The following is an 18,765-nucleotide window of genomic DNA, read 5'->3' on the forward strand; positions in this document are numbered from 1 at the left end:
ATTGGAGAATTGTTATGAGTCGAGCAAGAAAGAACGAGGCAACTCAGCAAAATAATGAAACGGAAAAGACGCTGACTGCAGATCAAATAGTTGTTGCCAGTCAGTCGGCCAGCGCCCAGCCTTTCGCTGCTGACGCTGCTGACGCTGCTGACGCTGCTGACGCTGCTGACGCTGCTGACGCTGCTGACGCTGCTGACGCTGCTGACGCTGCTGACGCTGCTGACGCTGCTGACGCTGCTGACGCTGCTGACGCTGCTGACGCTGCTGACGCTGCTGACGCTGCTGACGCTGCTGACGCTGCTGACGCTGCTGACGCTGCTGACGCTGCTGACGCTGCTGACGCTGCTGACGCTGCTGACGCTGCTGACGCTGCTGACGCTGCTGACGCTGCTGACGCTGCTGACGCTGCTGACGCTGCTGACGCTGCTGACGCTGCTGACGCTGCTGACGCTGCTGACGCTGCTGACGCTGCTGACGCTGCTGACGCTGCTGACGCTGCTGACGCTGCTGACGCTGCTGACGCTGCTGACGCTGCTGACGCTGCTGACGCTGCTGACGCTGCAGCAGCAGCTGACGCTGCAGCAGCAGCTGACGCTGCTGACGCTGCTGACGCTGCTGACGCTGCAGCAGCAGCTGACGCTGCTGACGCTGCTGACGCTGCTGACGCTGCTGACGCTGCTGACAGCTTCATTACCATCTATCCACTGAGAAGCTATCTAGACGGCAAGGAAATTCGTAATGCTGGAGGTGATGGCTATAGATCACCGAAGCATGAAGCGAGCCTTCTGATTGCCAAAGGATTGGCTACGACACTCAATCCGAAGTCCTGAAATGAACGTCATTCCGACCGATGAAGCGATGCGACATCTGCGAGCCGAAGAGGACGATCGTGCGGATGTTGAGTTGTACCTTGCTGCGGCCGAGGACAGCGCGGCGCAGTTTATGAATCGTCGTTTTTACGCTGATCAGGGGGCGCTGGATGTGGCGATCGCAGAGGGGTCTGCAGGGGATCGCCCGATCCTGATCAATCCAACCATTCGCGCCGCCTGCCTGCTCATTGCCGGCAACCTTTACGGAAACCGAGAAGATGTTGTTGTGGGCACAATCTCTTCAGAGCTTCCTGGCGGATCCCGATCGTTGCTAACGCCATATCGTATTGGCTGGGGGGTTTAATGCGCGCTGGACGTTTGCGTCACTCTTGCAAGATGTTCAAGCCGGTGCTGACCAGGAATAAATCCGGCGGCTTTGATACCACATGGGCCGAGATCGGCAAGCTGTGGGCAGAGATCGCAGTGCCAACTGGACGTGTATCACCCGTTGCCGAGCAACTGAAAGCTGTGATCACCGCCGAGATTCGCATCCGGCCCCGGGCTGATGCTGTGGCGGGCAATCGTCTTGTGCACGCGGTGAAAGGAGTCACCACAACTTACTTGATCGGTGCAGCGCTGCTCAATAATGAGCGCGACATGCTTCGATTACTTTGCTCAAACGTACCCAATCCATAGAGGTGAATCATGAAAGTAGTTGCCCTGGGCACTCTTTCCGGCGCTGCTGGCGACCGGGAGAAAGGCGAGGAATTCACGGTGGACGCCAAGCTTGGCGCCGAACTGATCGGTCGCGGACTAGTTGAGTCTGCTCCTGAGTCGCCCGCCGCCGAAAAGGCCGGAAAGGTCAAGGAGTAGAGTATGGCCGCCCGCCGCTCGCGTATGTCGGGCGACTTCAAGCTTCGTCGTATGCTCCGCACAATCCACCAAACCATGGATAACGAGCTTGCCCCGGCTATGCTTGATTCCGCAGACCGCATCTTAACTACCATGAAAGAGTTAGTCCCGAAGGACACGGGTGCCGCCGCGGCAGCTCTCAAAGTGTTCGTTTCGAAAAGTGGCCTTGATGCGCAGATTGGTATTCGCGGAAAGCGAGACAATAGTGGATTTTTCTACCTAAAGTTCATTGAGTATGGAACTAAGGGTTATACGGGCGGGAAGCGTTCTGGCGGGCGGAATCGTCGCGACACAAACAAAAGTGATGGAACTCACTTCTTTGGTAAAAACCCAGATATTCCAGCTCGTCCAGCGCACCCGTGGCTTCGACCTGCAAAGGACGTGAACCGGGAATATGTGATTGCCAATATCCAGGCAGCAATAGGCCGGACGCTCAGCAAGGCAAGCAAGGGGCTATCTAATGGCTGATCCGTCTGTTGCGCTGCAGGAGGCGCTCTACGCTCGGTTACTTGCCGAGGTGTCATGCCCTGTCTACGACGGCGCCCCCATGAACTCACCGATGCCATATGTCTCCTTTGACCGGGAGATATCCACCAACATCTCGCCTATTGCCGGTAGGAAGCGTGAGCAACGGCTGATCTACCTGTCGGTCTGGTCTGACGCCCATGGCCAGGCCGAGGTGAAGCGCATCCTCGGCGAGGTTGCTGCTGCTCTGGACGAGCGCCGCCTGCCGTTGACCGTCGGGCGTGCTGTATCGGTCCGCGTCGAGCAGGCCGACGCCCAGCGCGATGCTGATGGCGTCACATATCAAGGATCGGTAACGGTCCGCGTCATCACCACTCACTAATCCCAACACCCGGCCGCACCGCGGCTTTATCCAATGTGCCCTTGGAGGAACCCCCATGGCCGAAGACAACCTCAACACAGCCGCCGGCTGCCGAATCGGTATCGGCAGCAAAAACGGCGCTAACACTGAAGCGCTCTATAAGGCGGACACCTATGTCGATATCGGGGAGGTAGAAGACCTGGGCGAGTTCGGCGACACGTTCAGCTCCGTGAACTTCACGTCGCTTCGCGATGGGCGCGTGCGCAAGTACAAGGGCACGGCGGACGCCGGCGACCTGACCCTGGCCGTCGGCCTGGACAACGGCGACCTGGGCCAGGCCAAGCTGAAGATCGCTCACCGCGATCGCAGCAAGGGCGATTACAACATCAAGATCACCCTGAACGACGGCGACCCTTCCGCTACCCCGCCATTGCTGCCGACCACGTTTTACATGCGCGGCAAGGTTATGAACAACACTGTCGCAGCGGGCGCAGCTGACAACGTCGTCCGCCGGAACGTCACTATCGGCATCAACTCCGATATTTTCGAAATCGAGCCAGAGCCGGCCGCCGCTTAATCACGGGGCTTCGGCCCCGAATCCTAAGGATTCGACACATGAGCAAAACCCTTTACGGTACCGTCGACATCAAGTTGGGCGACGAAACGTACACTTTGACGCCTACACTCGGCGCCGTACGTGCGATCGAGGCCCACTTCGGCGGTCTGCGCGGTGCGTCCCAGGCCATCAATGCATTGAGCATCGTTGGTTGCGCTGTGATTATCGCCGGTGGTGCTGGCTTGAATGGCAAAGACGCCGAGGCCGTGCCTGATCTGGTGTGGAAGGCGGGCGTGCTGAACGTTTCCGTGCAACTGAACGCGTACCTGGTGGCGCTGTACAATCCGAAAGGCCCCGATGCGGGAAAGGAAAAGCCGGCGGCGGCGTAAGTGCTGTCGAGGACGGCAGCTACGTCGACCGGCTCTACGCTGTAGCCACCGGCTGGCTTGGATGGCCGCCACACATTGCCTGGTCCACCCCTATGCCAGAATTGTTCCTGGCCATGGATGCCAAGATCGAGTGGGCGCAGATGACCAACCCGTTTGGCACTGGCAAGACAAAGACCAAGGCCGAGAAGCCTTCGCCGTCGACTGTGGCGGATAAGCTCCGGCAGGCGCTGACTGGTCGGCAGGCAAGTTAGGCAGGATCCGCCATAGCGTTGATGAGGCCTGAGGCTTATATCCATCTGCCTTCGATAGAGCGCATCGATGATGCCGCGCTTTGTCGCTCCTTTGTAAGGTGGTAGATTGTTTCCATCAAAAAAGGAGCGTTGGAATGTTGCGGCTATTGACGGCGACGTGTTTTGGATTTGCTTGGCAGGTATCTCTGGCTGCGGGAAATGTCACTTATTTGTCCTGCCCGGCTGTTGATAAGCGCGCCGACGATTTGGTAGTCGTGCTAGATCAGGGAAATGGTACGGCCTCACTACAAAGCGATAAGAGCGGTTCCGGGCTTAATTTCACATCCCCGGCGTCTTTCGGACCTCAGTATGTAAGTTGGCAGAACCAGTCTAAAAGCTTCCCGCAGAAATTTACGGTTGACCGTGTCAGTTTGATTCTTAAAAGAGAAACCACAAGTCGAATGAGCGGTTCTGTCTATCTTGAAACGTCAGGGTGTTCAATCATAAAAGCACCCGCTAATACTAAATTTTGAATCACCTTTCATAAGCAAGCCGCCAACAGGCGGTTTTTTTTCGCCCGGAGAAAAAGCATGGCTGATACCGACGTACAGGGGATGCTCGTCCGCATCGAGGCGACCACCGCCCAGTTGCGTCAGGAAATGGCGCGTGCCGATTCCAGTGTTGCTCAAGCCTCGGGGAAGATCGATAAAAGCTTGGGCCGTGTTGATTCTGCCTTCGATCGTATCGGAGAACGGGCTCAGCATGCTTCAGGATTGATAAAGGGGGCACTCGCTGCAGCGATTGGTGCTGCTGGTATTGGCAAGATCATTGAGGCGGCCGACTCCTACGGTCAGATGTCTGATCGTATCGGTATGGCGACTGCGAGTGTGGGCGAATACGATCTGGTGCAGCAGCGCCTGCTCGATACCGCAAAGCGCACATACCGACCGCTCGCAGAGGCCCAAGAGCTTTACATCCGCACCTCGGATAGCCTGAAGTCAATGGGTTACAACACCAGCCAAGCGCTGGACGTGATGGACAGTTTCAGCTTTCTGCTTGTCACAAACTCAGCATCAGCTGACAAGGCCGGCGCCGCCATTGACGCGTATTCGAAAGCGCTTCAAACGGGGAAAGTAGAGGCGGACGGTTGGCAATCCATTCTCGCGGCCATGCCGACTGTAGTCGACACCCTCGCAAAAGCCACCGGTAAAAGCGCTGAAGAGATCCGAAGTCTCGGCGCCCAGGGAAAGCTCGGACTCGATATCCTGACGGAGGGTCTTCAGAAGGCTTCAAAGGCGAATGGTGAGCTTGCAGATGCGATGAGCGTAGCTGTTCGTGATGCAGTACAAAACCTCTCCAATGCGTTCAGCGTATATGTCGGAAAACTGGACGAGACGATTGGGTTTACTGGCGTTCTTGGCAAAGCCATCGGCGTGGTGGGTGATAATTTCGAAACCATCGCCGATGTTGCAATCATGGCCGCCATCGCTGCTCTTGGGCGGTATGGCGCCCTATCTGTCTCATCTGCTGCGTCAGCCACATATTCGGCGCTCAAAGACGTTGCCGCCAGAAAGGCTCAGGCCACAGCTGTGTTGCTGGTGGCGCAGGCCGAGCAGCAGAAAGCCCAGACTTCGGTTTTCTTGGCCGAGAAGGAAGCGATCGCAGCGCGCGGTACCGCAGTCCAGACTCAAATGTCGCTTCAACTGGCCGAGGCAAGACTGGCGGAGACGCGCGCCACTAACGCCGTTGCCGCTGCCCAGGCCGGTGTTAGTCGTGCAGGCTTCGGTCTCCTCGGTATGCTCGGTGGCCCCGTAGGCGTAGCCGCGCTCGCGATCGGCGCTGCGACTGCTTTCCTGACTCTGCGCAACAATACAAGCGTCTTAGAAGAGAAACTGGGCGATCTGGGGGACCCCCTTGATAAGCTCGTTGAGCGATTCAATAAGCTCAATCGCGCAACTCAGTCGGTCACGCTGCGCGAACTCAAAGCCTCCATTGAGGATGCCGAGGGCGATTTGACCACGGCCGCCGGCTCGATCGCCTTTGAGTTTCAGAGCAGCCTGACCGATGCTGGCCTCGCCGGTGCTTCTGGGTTCATGGCTGGCATCGCTCCTTTGCCGCCGGAATTCCAGTCGGCAATGGACATCATCAAGAAGGCATCGTCCGACCAGTCGGCCGGTATGGTTGTTGACTGGAAGGCTGTTGCCGACCAGGTGCGCGAAGTTCCTGGAGTGACTGCCGAAATGGCAGACGCACTTGAAAAAAGTGGCGGGGCCGCAGCCGAGAAGGCCGAGTTAATCGCCAAGCTCAGAACCGCACTGGCTGAGCTCACCGGTCAGACCGATGAAAATACCAGGTCAGAGCTAGAAAATGCCGCAGCAAAGGCTGCGGCGGCTGGTGTCGGTCAAAAATATCTCGAACTTTTACAGAAGCAATTAGGCGCAGCCCAGGACAAGACGGCTCTCGCGGCGGCCAATCGGTTCATCTCAGAGAACACGCTTCTAACAGAAGAGATGATTGTTGCCATCCGTTCAGCAGCTGCCGCCAAGGATGCCCAGAAAGCGGCAGACGACGCTGCAACAAAGGCCAAACAAAGGAACACCAGCGCAACCGAGTCTGCAGCGAAGCAGCAGCTCAAGTCATTCGACACGGCCGAGGAAGGCTACAAGCGTCAGATCGAACTGATCAACACCACCGGCGACAAGCAGCAAGACGCCACTGAGGTGATGAAGCTTTCCTTCGAGCTTCAGGAAGGAAAACTCGGCAAGCTGAGCGAGGCGCAGAAGAAAAAGCTCATGGGCATGGCTGCCGAGTTGGATGCGCTGAACAAGCTGAAGAAAGCCAACGAGGACGACCTCAAGCTGACGGCGTTCAGGAATGCCCAGGGCGTCGGCACTCAAACCATGAAGGATGGGTTTGATCAGGAGCTGAAGGGCGTAGGGATGGGCGATAAAGCCCGTGACCGCCTGCGCGCAGACCTCGCACTTCAGCAGAAGTATGCTGCCGATGTTGCCAGCTTGAATGAACAGTTCCAGGCCAAGAGCATTAGCGAGGAATTGTACGAAAGCGAAACCATCGTTCTTGAAGAGGCACTGGCAGAGCGAATCATTGCGCAAGAGCTTTACTACCAGGCGGTTGACGAACAGCAAACCAACTGGATGAACGGTGTCAACGAAGCGTGGGCTAACTACGCAGCATCGGCGCGGGACTACTCCGCTCAAGCTGCGGACATCACCAATACCGCATTGAGTGAGGCCACCGGTGGGCTGGGGACATTCTTCTCAGATGTAGCCAGTGGAGCAGAAGATGCTGGTGACGCCTTGGGCGACATGGTCGGTAACTTCGCCAAATCGATGCTCAAGGCCTTGGGCGACATGGCGGCGCAGTGGTTGATCTACCAGGGTGTGCAGCTGCTCGTTGGCAAGGCAACCCAGGCCGGTGCTGCTACTGCGCTCGGGGCGAATGCTGCGGCGATGTCGCTCCAGGCGGGGCTCAACGCGTACGCGTCGACAGCAGCTATTCCGATCATCGGGCCAGCGGCTGCGCCTGCCGCTATGGCTACCGCACTGACCGTCACCGGCCCCCTGGCCCAGGCGGTTGGCATGACGGCCCTATCGGGCATGGCGCACGACGGTATCGACTCGGTTCCAGAAGACGGCAGCTGGTTCCTGCAAAAGGGCGAGCGGGTGACTACTGCTCAAACCAGCGCGAAACTGGATGCAATGCTGTCCAGGATCGACAACAGCCTGGGCGGCGCCCAACCCGTTGCACGTATCGGGGTTGGCAGCTTGGAATCGGCTGGCAATGGCCGGGCTGCGCTGGTCAGTTCTTCTGCTGATCCGGCGCCAAGCGGACCCACGCAGATCGTCTTTAACGCTCCATTCACCGTTCAGGCCCAGCCAGGCATGAGCAGTCAGGATGCGCAGATGCAGGGTGATTCCATCGGGGCTGCATTGGAGGTACGTATGGGCAAGTTCCTGGACGCAGAGATGCGTCAGGGCGGCCGGCTGTGGAGGCGTTGATGGCTGAGACATTTACTTTTGACGTTGAGGTCGGTGCCGACGGCGATGTCAGCCAGCGCACATGGGAGAACCAGTTTGGCGATGGCATGGCCCAGGCCGGTGGTATTGGCATCAACACCAAGAGCCAGGTCTGGAATCTGGTGCACACCGGCGAAGACTACCCGGGCGAGGAATTCCCTGAACTGATCAAGTTCCTCGATCGACACGAAGGCTACAAGGCCTTCCGCTACTCGCCGCCCGGGGAACCGGAAGGTTGGTACCGAACCAACGGCTACAAGAAGAAAGCGCTGGGCGCGAACATCTATACCGTCACCTTCTCGGTGAAGCAGGTTTTCAACCCCAGACCCTAACCCTTATCGAGCCCCGCCCTGTGCGGGGCTTCTTGTTTGTGGGGCCCCATGATTTACAACTCCGACCTTCAAAAGCTAGAGCCTGGCAACCAAATCAGGCTCTACGAGCTGGACGCTACACGCCTGGGCGCCACGATCTGGCGATTCCACGGCCACGCCCATGAGGGCGACATCATCTGGCAGGGCCAGCTGTACTCGCCGTTGCAGATCGAGGCCAAGGGCTTTGACATCCGCGGCGACGGCAGGCCAGCCACGCCCACGCTGCAGGTGGACGACGAGCTCGGCGGGGTGCGCGGCGCAATCACCGCGCTGTGCTTCCAGTTCCGCGACCTGGCCGGCTCGAGGGTCAAGGTCATCGAGACGTTCCGCCACTTCCTGGATGCGGCGAACTTCCCAGAGGGTAACCCGGAAGCCAGCAACCAGAGCAGGACGAACCTCTGGTTTATCGAGCAGAAGACAGAGGCGCTGCCCAGCATCTCGGTGACGTTCGCGCTGTCGAGCCCAACCGACATGGAGGGGCAGATGCTGCCGGCCCAGCAAATCACCAAGCTGTGCCGGTGGGCCTGCCGTGGCGGTTACCGCCAGGAGGCCTGCGCCTATACCGGCACCGCGATGTTCGACAAGAAAAACCAGCCGACTGACAATCCCGCGCTGGACCGCTGCGGCGGCTGGTGGAGCAGCTGCAAGATTCGTGGCAATACCCGCCGCTTCGGTGGATCCATGGGCGCGAGCCTTATCGCAACTTCGAGGTAGCCATGCGTATCAACCAGAAATTACAGGACGAGATTCGTGCGCACGCGGAGCGTGTCTACCCCGCTGAAGCCTGCGGCGTGCTGATCAAGTCGGCCGCTGGTCGGGAGTACGTTCCCTGCGCAAACCTTGCGACGACCCCGCGCGAACACTTCCAGATCGATCACAAGGACATGGCTGCTGCCGAGGATCGAGGCGATGTGCTGGCGATCATCCACAGCCACCCGGACAAGGCGCCCACGCCGAGCATGGCGGATCGCGTCAGCTGCGAATTGCACGAATTGCCCTGGGGCATCGTGGGCTGGCCCGGTGGCGATTTCGAGTGGTTCAAGCCGGCGGGCTTCCAGGCGCCGCTGCTGGGTCGCGACTTCTCCCACGGCTTGCTGGATTGCTGGGCCGCGTGCCGAGACTGGTACGCGCGCGAGGCCGGCCTGCAACTTCCGAACTTCAAGCGCACCGACCTGTGGTGGGAGCAGAAAGACGGGCCCAGCCTCTACGAGGACAACTTCGCGGCCGTCGGTTTCTACCAGGTGAGCGAGGCGCGGCGCGGCGACATGCTGGTGCTGCAGGTTCCGACGCCCGGCCGGGAGTGCTATTTCCCAAACCATGCCGCGATCTATCTGGGTGATGACCCATCGCTGTCCAGTGAGACTGCGCCGGCCCTGGGCGGCTTTGGCCCGTTCATTTATCACCACATGGCGGGTCGCCCGGCGGCGCGCGAGATATACGGCTGGTCGCTGGCCAACCGCGTACGGCTGATTCTCCGTCACAAGGACTACCGCCCATGACAATGCGCACCATCAAGCTCGGCGGGGTGCTGGGCAAGAAGTTCGGCAAGGAATACCAGCTTGATCTGTACGGCATCCACGACGCCATGACCGCGCTCTGCATGATGAAGCCTGGTTTCGAAAAGTTCATGCGCAGCGCCGAAGAGCGCGGCATGGTCTTTGCGGTGTTTGTCGACGAGCGAAACATCGGTACCGAAGAGCTCGAAATGGTTGGCCGGACCGAAGGCGATATCCGGATCCAGCCAATTATCCAAGGCAGCAAGCAGGCCGGCCTGTTCCAGACCATCCTCGGGGTTGCATTGATTGTGGGTGGCCTGTTCACCGGCGGCACGTCGTCTGCCCTGGGCATGGGCTTGTTGGCTGCGGGCGCGGCAGTTGGCCTGGGTGGCATGGTGCAGATGCTTTCGCCGGCCACGAACGTGTCCACCGACAACCAGAACGACGACGGCAATAACCCCAGCTACGGATTCGGCGGCGCGGTGACGACGATCGCCCAGGGCAACCCATACCCATTGTTGTATGGAGAGCGCGAGGTCGGCGGGGCAGTTGAGTCGGGCGGGATTTACACCCAGGATAATGTGTAAAGCCCTCTATCCTTTGAGCTTTCCGGTAGGCAGGGTTGGATTACTTTGGGAGGGCGTTTTTATTGGGGCAGAATGATTTTTTGTTCCAGAACAAATATTCATTACCTCTAAATATTCCTTAACCAATTTAACTGCCTTAAGACCAAGCTCGGTCTCGACTATAAACTTATGTTCATTGAATTCAAATATTTCGAAATGTCGTTTAGTCTTTGATAACTGGTTTTCAATATTCAAATTAACAAGGTACTGCCTTACGTACCCCGCTGCCTCCTTGCTGAAGCAGGTGCAGTGCAAAGTTTCGCCGTCTTTTATCAGCCATACCACAGCGTTCTTTTCCTCAGAAATGTCGCCGTTCTTATCCAAGCATTCTGTTCGAAACTCGATCATTGCAGCTCTCCATGTCAGTGAAATAGTTGTACAGCTACAGCCAAATGTGAATCAAAACCCGTCTCCATGATACCAACAATTATTGTTTATGAACCAACACCCGCGCGTGCGGGTTTTTTGCATTCTGGAGGGCGCATGAGCGCAGTAGCAAAAAAGGCGCCCCGCGCAATCCCCCCCAAGCGCCGCGCCGTGCACGGCAGCAAGGGCGGCCAGGCCAAAGAGAAAAAGCCCAGCATCGCCCAGAACAGCGTGCCTTCGATATCCACCGCGCGCATCGTTTACATGTGGAGCTGGGGCCCGATCGTTGGTCCGGTCAATGGGTTGCGTTCGGTCAAGCTCGACGGAACACCGATCCAGAACGAAGACGGCACGATCAACTACCCCAGCGTTAAATGGCAGTTCCGTAACGGCGAGCTCAATCAGGATCGGCTGCAAGGCATCACTGAAGCCAGCAACGAAATCGACGTCAAGCAGGAGTTGATCTTCGGCACTCCCTGGCTGCACACCGTCACGAACCAGGTCGCTGATGCGGTTCGAATCCGCCTGAGCTGGCCAGCACTCCGCAGCCAGGACGCCGCCGGCAACATCAACGGCGTGCGCATCGACTATGCCGTGGATATTGCGACTGACGGCGGCCCCTACGTGGAGGCCTTGGTGTCGTTCGTTGACCGGAAGAACGTCACCGAGTATGAGCGGGCTCACCGCCTGGAACTGCCAGACGGCAACCGGTGGACCGTTCGCGTTCGCCGGCTCACGCCGAACGCGAACTCCGACCTGGTGGTTGACCAGATGGTGGTCAAGGCGATCGCCGAGGTGGTCGACAGCGATCAGGAATACCCGCTCACCTCGGTCAGCGCTATTGAATACGACGCGCAAACATTCGGTGGCGATATCGCCAAGATCGCGGTCTTGATGCGGGGCCGAATTATCCGCGTGCCGAGCAACTATGACGCCTCGACGCGCACGTACGCGACGTCGGGCACCGGTACCAGCAACGGCATCTGGGACGGCACCTTCAAAGAGGCCTACACCAACAACCCTGCGTGGGTGTTTTATGACCTGGTGCTGCACCCTTACTACGGTCTGGGCGATCGCATCGATGCCACGATGGTTGATCGCTGGTCGCTTTACCGCATTGCGCAGTACTGCGATCAGATGGTGCCAGACGGCAAAGGCGGCATGGAGCCGCGCTTCACCTGCAACTTGTACCTGCAAAAGCAGGCCGAGGCCTACGCGGTGCTGCAGGATTTGGCATCGATCTTTCACGGCCTGGCCTACTGGGACGGCAGCCAGATCGTGGTCAACGCCGATATGCCCGGCGATCCGGTGTACACCTACAACCAAACGCAGATCCTGAACAACGGCGCCATCAAGTACGAGGGCACCCGCGCGCGCGATCGCCATACGCTTTACATGGTGGCCTGGGACAATCCGGATCAGGGCTTCGAGACCGATAAGGAGCCGGTGTTCGACGATGAAGCGATGGTGGAGCTGGGGGGTATCGTTCGCGAAACCTCCGTCAGCGCTATCGCGTGCACATCGCTGGGCCAGGCTCAGCGGACCGGCCAGTGGGCGGCGCTGACTGAGAAACTGCAAACCCAGGGAGGCGTCTTGCGGGTCGGTTTGGATGGCGGTATCCCCAAGCCTGGTCAGGTCATCGCCGTGGCCGACCCCATGCTGGTCGGCAGAGACAACGGCGGTCGGATCTCCGCCGCCGCCGGCCGTGTGGTGACCCTCGACCGGGATACCGTGGTGCCGGTGGGCGCTCGTTTGATGGTAAACCTGCCCAGCGGGAAGTCCGAAGCCCGAGTGGTCAAGTCGGTGGCCGGCCGCGCCGTTACCGTCATGGCAGACTTCAGCGAGCAGCCGGTGCCAGAGAGCGGCTGGATCCTCGATTACGAAGACCTGAAGCTGATGCAGTTCTACGTCCGCAACGTCACGCGGCCGGAGTGGCACCAGTACCAGCTCGAGGTAATCCAACACGACCCGAGCAAGTTCCCGGCCATCGACAACGGCGCGGTGGTCGACACCCGGCCAATCACTGGCATACCTGTGGGTACGCAGGACGCTCCGGCGCGCGTGATGCTGAGCCAGCACGTCGTGATAGAGCAGGGCATCGCCGTCACGGTGATGTCTATCGCCTGGGATGCTGCCCCGGGTGCGGTCGCCTATGACGTGGAGTGGAAGTGGGGCGCGCGTGAGTGGGTGCCGTTGCCACGCACCGCTGAGCTGATGGCCGACGTTCGCGGAATCTACTCGGGTCAGTACATGGCGAGAGTCAGGGCGGTAAGCGCCCTCAACGTATCGTCGATCCCGAAAACCTCGGCCCTGACCAATCTCGAAGGGAAAACCGGGGCGCCGCCGGCGGTGTCGTTCCTGACCACCACCAGCCTGGTTTATGGCATCGGCATTCAATGGGGCTTTCCACCAGGTGCAGAGGACACCCAGCGGACGGAGATCTGGTACAGCCAGTCGGCCGACCTGACCACCGCGATCAAGCTGAGCGACTTCAGTTATCCGCAGGCGAATCACGAGATGCACTCGCTGTTGCCTGGTGCGACCCTGTTCTTCTGGGCGCGCCTGGTGGATCGGACCGGCAACATCGGCCCGTTCTGGCCGGTACCAGGTGCAGTCAATGGCCAGGCCAGCACCAAGGAGAGCGATTATGAGGCGTATTACGCCGACAAAATCGGCAAGAGCGCCCTGTACCAGAGCCTGCGCGAAGAGATAGAGCTGATCACTGGTGACGGGCCTGGCTCTGTGAACGAACGCCTCGAGGAAGCCAAGCAGGAACTGGAGGACCTGATCAAGCAGGTGAACGACGCGCTCGGCTATGACCCCGCAAAACCTTATCTGAAGGGTGATATTGTCCGGCTCGATCAGCATTTGTACCAAGCGAAAGGTCCGGTGCCGGCTGGGGCAGCACCGCCCGACGCTGCGTATTGGATTGATATCGGCACCATTCTTGAGACCACTGATGCACTGGTGTCTCAGGTTCAGATCATCGAAACCACGATCGAAGAAATCGACGGCAGGTTGTTGGCCACCGCCACCTCTGTGGAGGCGTTGCGCTCTGCCGCTCGAGGTGACGATGGCGCGGGCGATCTTGCTGACGCGATCAAGGGATGGTCGTCCACGGCAGATCTCGCCGTCGAGCGTAAAACGCGAGCCAGCGAGAATGAAGCGTCGGCCCAGCAGCTGCTCACCCTCGGCGCCCAGGTCGGCGACAACAAGTCGTCGTTGACCGTTCTGGAGCAGGTGGTGGCCAGCAACCGCGAGGTTTCAGCTGCGCAGATCAACCAGCTCAAGAGCGATCTGTCTGCTGTTGACGGGAGAGCGACCGGTAATGCCCAGGCGATAACGGGCCTCAACACCAAGGTCACAAACCTCGACGGCAAGATCACCTCCCAGGCGTCGAGCAACGAGGCGTTGCGGGCTTCTGTTCGCGGCGATGACGGGTCCGGGGAGCTGGCCGGGGCTTTGAAAACGTACGAGTCGGTCGCAAGCATCGCCCAGCAAATACGTGTGGAAGCATCCCGCGAATTAGCAACTGCTGAGCGGATCAACACTTTGCAAGCTGGGGTTGATAGCGCGAAGGGGCTTATCCAGCAGGAGGAGCTGGTCAGGGCCACTGCGATCGATGTGCTGTCCAAACGGACTGATACGGTCCAGTCGAGTCTCGGCCAGACAAACGCCTCGGTTCAGCAGGTGAGCCAGACTCTGGTTGGCCTGGACGGAAGGGTGTCCTCATCGGTCACCTTGAAGGCCCAGACAATCGTAGATGGGCGCAGGGTCACTACGGGCATGGCATTCGGATCCAATGGTGAGCAATCAGAGTTTCTGATCATGGCCCAGCGAATGGCGGTCGTGAACGAGATCGACGGCAAGGTCATTCCGATGTTCGTTATCGAGAACGGCCAGGCCGTGTTCAACACCGCGATCATCAGCAAGGCGATCATTCAGGAAATCATCCTTGGCATGGTGCTTCGTTCTCCGGCGGTGGACTCGAAAGGGCGCCCATTGCTGGAAATCAACATTCCGGCGGGTACTTTCACCCTGCGCAGTTCGGGCACTGGTGGATCGTCGCTGCTCAACAACGACGGCCTGTCTGTATTCGATGGGAATGACGATAGGCGCGTGATGGTAGGGAGACTTTCCTAATGGCCGATTACGGAATGTGGACGTGGGGCCCTGGCAACGTTGCCGAGATCACCCCGGCGTCTTTTACGATGCGGACCGTTTATACAGCGGTCCTCACGCCTGCAGCCTGGGGAAACGTCAAATATCTGGATATCGCGGTTGCGGGAATCACTCCTGACAACGCCTCAGCATTCTGCGTTCTTGCTCAGGCAGCGGCATCTCTTTATGACAAACAGCTTGAGCCGGAGGTGCTGAATGGAATTGTCAGGGTTTGGAAAACATTGAGAGGGGATCCCTGGGGTAACTCAGGAAGATCCTCTACAGTTATGCGGCTCTTTGTGGTGAGGTTTAAATAATGGCTGAAACGTTTGGCATGTCTTTCACCGCCCCTCCTGACGGTCGTGTCATCATCGATTCCGAATTCTTCCGATTGACCGTGATTCATAAAGGGAGATATGTAGGGACTGAGGAAAGCGGAAATTCGTCTACAACTTTATTCTCCTCCCCATTCACGACCCAAGAACAGCCGCTTATATTCATACGCCCAGACAGTGCCGCCGGAATGATAGGTATGGCGAACATAGAAGTTTTAGGCGGGCCTGGTAACTGGACGGGTTTCAGAGTTCGGATATATAACAATTACACCATCAAGCCGGTGGGTCGATGGTTTGCAGGAATATTTAGTGGCGCGCCTGTAGCACAATTTGGTGCGCGCATATTGGGGCCGGGGCAGAAGGTAATTTTTGACACTGGCACACCAGCCGCTTTATTCGTCAGGGCTACTAATACCTGGACCTTTACGGGAAGTGGTCAGACAGGCCAAGGACAAACCATAAACTACTTTCAAGCACCTTTTGCAATGGCAGAGGATGAGTATGTTTTGATAAATAACATGGGGGTAGGGGTTAATACTATTGGAGTTGAAAACAGTAGGCAGATTGGTTTTTTCTGGGATTATCCAAATAGGCTTATCAATGTCGGGGCCGTAGGTATACCCGGTTACAATGCGTCGTTTCTTGGAATTACGATTGTCGTAGCGCGAATGACTTCTTAATTATTTTTAAAGTCCCGCATCCCGCATCATGCGGGTATTTTTTTGTCTGGAGAAAAACATGCCATCTTGGTTTTCAGAAGGGACAGTCACCGTTACTAATGGGAGTACTGTTGTAACTGGTGCACTTACGAGATTTTCAAATTGCCGCGCCGGCGATATGTTTGTCGGTCCGGATAACGGTATCTATCAGATCATCAACCCATCGAGCGACACGTCCGTTTCCATCTCGCCGGCTTATCGAGGTCCAACATCCGCAGGCGCTGGTTATGGGATTGTTCCGGTGAACGGCTATCCCAAAGCGCTCGCTGACGCCGTCAACCTGTTGGTGCAGCAGTGGGGGGCGACTCTCGCGGGTCTGGGGTCAGTATCTGTTGAGAACATTGTGCCGGTCGCGAAGGGCGGTACCGGGAGCTCAACTCCAGCTGCTGCCCGCACCGCTCTGGGTTTGGGCAACGCTGCCACGGCCACCATCGGCCTCAACCCCGGCAACGTTATGGGCGTAGGGGCGTTTGGGCTTGGGGTTACGTACTCCCCAGGACTGACGTTGCGCACGGACGTACTTGGCAGCCAAGTGGCGCAGACCGGAATTTCCCGTTATTCAGCCGACACGGCAGGCAGACCGCCCTTTGGTTCCGGTTACGGTGTCTTGCAGCATTTTTCGGCTACCAATGACGGTACTTACAACTACGGCGCCTTGGTGGCTATCGATTACGCTGCTACCGAGTTGATGATGTGCCGGCTAGCTGGCTCCGCCGGCTGGTCCCCCTGGGCGAAGTTCTACAGCACCGCAAACACCACTCGCGCCGCTGACGGCACACTGAAGGCGATCTAAATGAAAACTCGCGCAGCAGTAAACATCCTCGGCGCTACCGGCGCTGTCATCGACATCACGTCCCTGGGCGTGGACACCATCACCACGGAACACCCAGGCCCAGGGCAGTACCTGGTCTACGGCACGCTTGGGATGGCGCCGGCCCCTGAAGGTTGGGGTTACGTCGTGAACCAGATCGATGCGGCCTGCTCCGTCGCGATCAGCTACCACGACGGGGTGCTGGCGGTCAGCATTGCCAAGGACGGCGAGCCTGCTGATCTGGAGCACAGCATTACCCTTCATGTGGCCGTCGAGGCCTTGCCCGTTCAGGAGATGCCCGAACTGCCCCCACCGTCAGATGATCCTCTGGAAGTTGCCCAGGAAGAAATCGCCCGTTTGCGCGCCGCCGCCGACTACGCGATCGTGCCACTCCAAGATGCGGTTGATGTCGACGAAGCCACCGATACCGACCTGGCCGCACTGAAGGCGTGGAAGAAATACCGCGTGGCGCTCAGCCGGGTTCCCGACCAAGCGGATTACCCTCAAACGATTGAGTGGCCGCACGTCCCCGCGTAAACCCTGGAGCAGACCACCACCCGCCTTGTGCGGTTTTTTTTCGCCTGGAGAAAGCCATGCCTATCACCGAGCAGCAGTTGCTGCAGATACTCCCGAACGCCGGCCGCAATGCCGGCGTTTTTGTTCCCGTGCTGAACACGGCCATGGGCCGGTACGCGATCGTGACCCCGCTGCGCATCGCCGCATTCATCGCCCAGGTCGGGCATGAGTCGGGCCAGTTGCGATACGTGCGGGAGATTTGGGGGCCAACGAAGCAGCAGTCCGGGTACGAAGGTCGTGCCGATCTGGGCAACACCGTGAAGGGGGACGGTTCCAAGTATCGCGGTCGCGGCCTGATCCAGGTCACCGGGCGCGCGAACTATGCCGCATGCGGCGAAGCCCTGGACCTAGACCTGATCAACAGGCCTGAATTGCTTGAATTGCCCCAGTACGCCGCCATGTCAGCGGCTTGGTTCTGGTCGACCAAGGGCCTGAACACGCTGGCGGATCAGGGGGAGTTCGCGAAGATCACCAAGCGCATCAATGGTGGGCTCACCGGGCAAACTGATCGACAAGCGTTGTACAGTAATGCGCTAAAGGTACTGGCGTAATGTCATCAGCACGAAATTTTGCTTAGATTTAAAAATTCTAGTATCGGGATACTATCGGTTCTATCACTCAAACTTAAACATCGCCTCATTGATTGAACTTTCGAAAAGAATAACGGTGCTGTCGCCTCCACCTACAAGAGAAATTGGTAAGAAACTGGAATAATCCAAGTCTCCGCATCTACAAAAGTTGATTGACCTTTCTGTGATTACTATCGCAGCGTTTCCGTCAGGCCAAAAACCTTGGACGCGAACGTGTCCTGCTCCAATTACCTCCAAATCAATGGCTATAAGGCGCCCGTCTACTCCATAATCTTTCTCGTAGTTCTTCATGAGCATGAAAGCGGTTGCTGGTAGATAGAATTTATTTACGGGTACTGTGACGCGGAATTTTCCAGGCCTATGATCTACAATGACGTCGTCAGTTTTTTTAACTTTTATCGCGTTGTCAGTAACTTTAAATACTAAGCGATCTTCGCTGTCGTAGAGAGTCGCGCTGACTTTTAGGTATTCATCCTTTATCGAGAACTCTAACTTGTTTTTGCTGGGCAAGTCGAACAGTATGGTTCGTGAATCTTTGGTTTGTCGAAACGCCATTGTTCCTGCACTGACTAAGGTGGTGCTAGCTGAGGAAACAAAAACATGAGCCTCTTCATGTTCATATTTTTTTACCGTTTTTTTCCATTGATGCAATATCTCGTCAGTTATTTTTAATTTTCCAAAGTGGCACGCGTCATGACAAGCTGGACATACTGCAATCATGTGTTCTGCGTCGTGTGTTTTATACACAGCCCAATGATTAATGTGATGTATCTGAAGGCGAGTATTGTCGCAGCCGGGATTTGCGCATTTTCCCCCAGCCTCATATATCAAACTGTCCCTCGTCTTTCTAGGGATGCTTCTAGCCTTCACTGCCATTAATCACTTCTCTGAATATTCACGTTTTGGGCAATTTAACGTTAGCATGCATTTGTTGGTTGTAAAGCGAGCTAAATCC

At 57.7% G+C, this 18,765-nt stretch carries 23 protein-coding genes; 21 read left to right on the plus strand and 2 right to left on the minus strand.

What is annotated here, in order from left to right:
* The first annotated feature begins 90 nt into the window (after positions 1–90).
* The 15 genes from BFP89_RS29000 (at position 91) to BFP89_RS20210 (ending at position 10,213) form a co-directional block, all read left to right on the plus strand.
* On the plus strand, positions 91–708 hold the full coding sequence (locus BFP89_RS29000) for a hypothetical protein (RefSeq protein WP_065887126.1): 618 nt from the start codon (positions 91–93) through the stop codon (positions 706–708).
* A 123-nt stretch (positions 709–831) separates the two neighbouring features.
* Positions 832–1,173, plus strand: a complete 342-nt coding sequence (locus BFP89_RS20165) for a head-tail connector protein (protein WP_065887127.1) — start codon at positions 832–834, stop codon at positions 1,171–1,173.
* A complete protein-coding gene (locus BFP89_RS27800) occupies positions 1,173–1,505 on the plus strand; it encodes a head-tail adaptor protein (protein WP_083208117.1) in 333 nt (110 codons plus the stop codon). Before BFP89_RS20165 ends, BFP89_RS27800 begins: the two co-directional genes overlap by 1 nt.
* A 9-nt stretch (positions 1,506–1,514) precedes the next feature.
* Positions 1,515–1,682, plus strand: coding sequence for a hypothetical protein (locus BFP89_RS29005; RefSeq protein ID WP_170876023.1), 168 nt, complete (start codon positions 1,515–1,517; stop codon positions 1,680–1,682).
* 3 nt (positions 1,683–1,685) lie between these two features.
* Positions 1,686–2,189 carry an HK97-gp10 family putative phage morphogenesis protein gene (locus tag BFP89_RS20170; protein WP_065887128.1) on the plus strand — a complete coding sequence of 168 codons (504 nt, stop codon included), beginning with the start codon at positions 1,686–1,688 and terminating at the stop codon, positions 2,187–2,189.
* Positions 2,182–2,568, plus strand: coding sequence for a DUF3168 domain-containing protein (locus BFP89_RS20175; protein WP_065887129.1), 387 nt, complete (start codon positions 2,182–2,184; stop codon positions 2,566–2,568). The genes BFP89_RS20170 and BFP89_RS20175 overlap by 8 nt, the downstream gene beginning before the upstream one ends.
* 55 nt (positions 2,569–2,623) lie before the next feature.
* Complete coding sequence (locus BFP89_RS20180; RefSeq protein WP_065887130.1) at positions 2,624–3,124, plus strand: hypothetical protein; 501 nt, start codon at positions 2,624–2,626, stop codon at positions 3,122–3,124.
* A gap of 38 nt (positions 3,125–3,162) precedes the next feature.
* Positions 3,163–3,492, plus strand: a complete 330-nt coding sequence (locus BFP89_RS20185) for a hypothetical protein (RefSeq protein WP_065887131.1) — start codon at positions 3,163–3,165, stop codon at positions 3,490–3,492.
* 92 nt (positions 3,493–3,584) lie between these two features.
* Positions 3,585–3,743, plus strand: a complete 159-nt coding sequence (locus BFP89_RS29010) for a hypothetical protein (protein WP_176718435.1) — start codon at positions 3,585–3,587, stop codon at positions 3,741–3,743.
* A 134-nt stretch (positions 3,744–3,877) separates the two neighbouring features.
* The gene (locus BFP89_RS28695; protein ID WP_141689116.1) at positions 3,878–4,255 is read left to right on the plus strand and encodes a hypothetical protein; all 378 of its coding nucleotides are present in this window, start codon (positions 3,878–3,880) and stop codon (positions 4,253–4,255) included.
* A 57-nt stretch (positions 4,256–4,312) separates the two neighbouring features.
* Positions 4,313–7,741 carry a tape measure protein gene (locus BFP89_RS20190; RefSeq protein ID WP_065887132.1) on the plus strand — a complete coding sequence of 1,143 codons (3,429 nt, stop codon included), beginning with the start codon at positions 4,313–4,315 and terminating at the stop codon, positions 7,739–7,741.
* Entirely contained in the window at positions 7,741–8,091 is a 351-nt protein-coding gene (locus BFP89_RS20195) for a phage tail protein (protein WP_065887133.1), read from the plus strand. Before BFP89_RS20190 ends, BFP89_RS20195 begins: the two co-directional genes overlap by 1 nt.
* Before the next feature lie 48 nt (positions 8,092–8,139).
* Entirely contained in the window at positions 8,140–8,844 is a 705-nt protein-coding gene (locus tag BFP89_RS20200) for a phage minor tail protein L (RefSeq protein ID WP_065887134.1), read from the plus strand.
* 2 nt (positions 8,845–8,846) lie between these two features.
* Positions 8,847–9,629: a C40 family peptidase gene (locus tag BFP89_RS20205; protein WP_065887135.1), complete on the plus strand. Its 783-nt coding sequence runs from the start codon at positions 8,847–8,849 to the stop codon at positions 9,627–9,629.
* Complete coding sequence (locus BFP89_RS20210) at positions 9,626–10,213, plus strand: tail assembly protein (RefSeq protein ID WP_065887136.1); 588 nt, start codon at positions 9,626–9,628, stop codon at positions 10,211–10,213. Before BFP89_RS20205 ends, BFP89_RS20210 begins: the two co-directional genes overlap by 4 nt.
* A 6-nt stretch (positions 10,214–10,219) precedes the next feature.
* Here the strand turns inward: BFP89_RS20210 and BFP89_RS20215 are convergent, their stop codons facing one another.
* Positions 10,220–10,600, minus strand: coding sequence for a hypothetical protein (locus BFP89_RS20215; protein WP_065887137.1), 381 nt, complete (start codon positions 10,598–10,600; stop codon positions 10,220–10,222).
* 135 nt (positions 10,601–10,735) lie between these two features.
* Between BFP89_RS20215 and BFP89_RS20220 the strand changes: the two genes are divergently transcribed.
* Genes BFP89_RS20220 through BFP89_RS20240 form a run of 6 tightly spaced genes read left to right on the plus strand, consistent with a single transcriptional unit; the run spans position 10,736 to position 17,771 of the window.
* Positions 10,736–14,761 carry a TipJ family phage tail tip protein gene (locus BFP89_RS20220; RefSeq protein ID WP_065887138.1) on the plus strand — a complete coding sequence of 1,342 codons (4,026 nt, stop codon included), beginning with the start codon at positions 10,736–10,738 and terminating at the stop codon, positions 14,759–14,761.
* Positions 14,761–15,096, plus strand: a complete 336-nt coding sequence (locus BFP89_RS20225; RefSeq protein WP_065887139.1) for a hypothetical protein — start codon at positions 14,761–14,763, stop codon at positions 15,094–15,096. The genes BFP89_RS20220 and BFP89_RS20225 overlap by 1 nt, the downstream gene beginning before the upstream one ends.
* Positions 15,096–15,794 carry a hypothetical protein gene (locus tag BFP89_RS28700; protein ID WP_141689117.1) on the plus strand — a complete coding sequence of 233 codons (699 nt, stop codon included), beginning with the start codon at positions 15,096–15,098 and terminating at the stop codon, positions 15,792–15,794. Before BFP89_RS20225 ends, BFP89_RS28700 begins: the two co-directional genes overlap by 1 nt.
* 58 nt (positions 15,795–15,852) lie before the next feature.
* Complete coding sequence (locus BFP89_RS29015; RefSeq protein WP_176718436.1) at positions 15,853–16,626, plus strand: hypothetical protein; 774 nt, start codon at positions 15,853–15,855, stop codon at positions 16,624–16,626.
* The gene (locus BFP89_RS20235) at positions 16,627–17,181 is read left to right on the plus strand and encodes a tail fiber assembly protein (RefSeq protein ID WP_065887140.1); all 555 of its coding nucleotides are present in this window, start codon (positions 16,627–16,629) and stop codon (positions 17,179–17,181) included.
* A gap of 56 nt (positions 17,182–17,237) precedes the next feature.
* Entirely contained in the window at positions 17,238–17,771 is a 534-nt protein-coding gene (locus BFP89_RS20240; RefSeq protein ID WP_065887141.1) for a glycoside hydrolase family 19 protein, read from the plus strand.
* 63 nt (positions 17,772–17,834) lie between these two features.
* Here the strand turns inward: BFP89_RS20240 and BFP89_RS28705 are convergent, their stop codons facing one another.
* The gene (locus tag BFP89_RS28705; protein ID WP_141689118.1) at positions 17,835–18,686 is read right to left on the minus strand and encodes an HNH endonuclease; all 852 of its coding nucleotides are present in this window, start codon (positions 18,684–18,686) and stop codon (positions 17,835–17,837) included.
* Between the last annotated feature and the right edge of the window lie 79 nt (positions 18,687–18,765).

This window comes from Pseudomonas sp. 31 R 17 (assembly GCF_900004915.1).
Lineage (GTDB): Bacteria > Pseudomonadota > Gammaproteobacteria > Pseudomonadales > Pseudomonadaceae > Aquipseudomonas > Aquipseudomonas orientalis_A.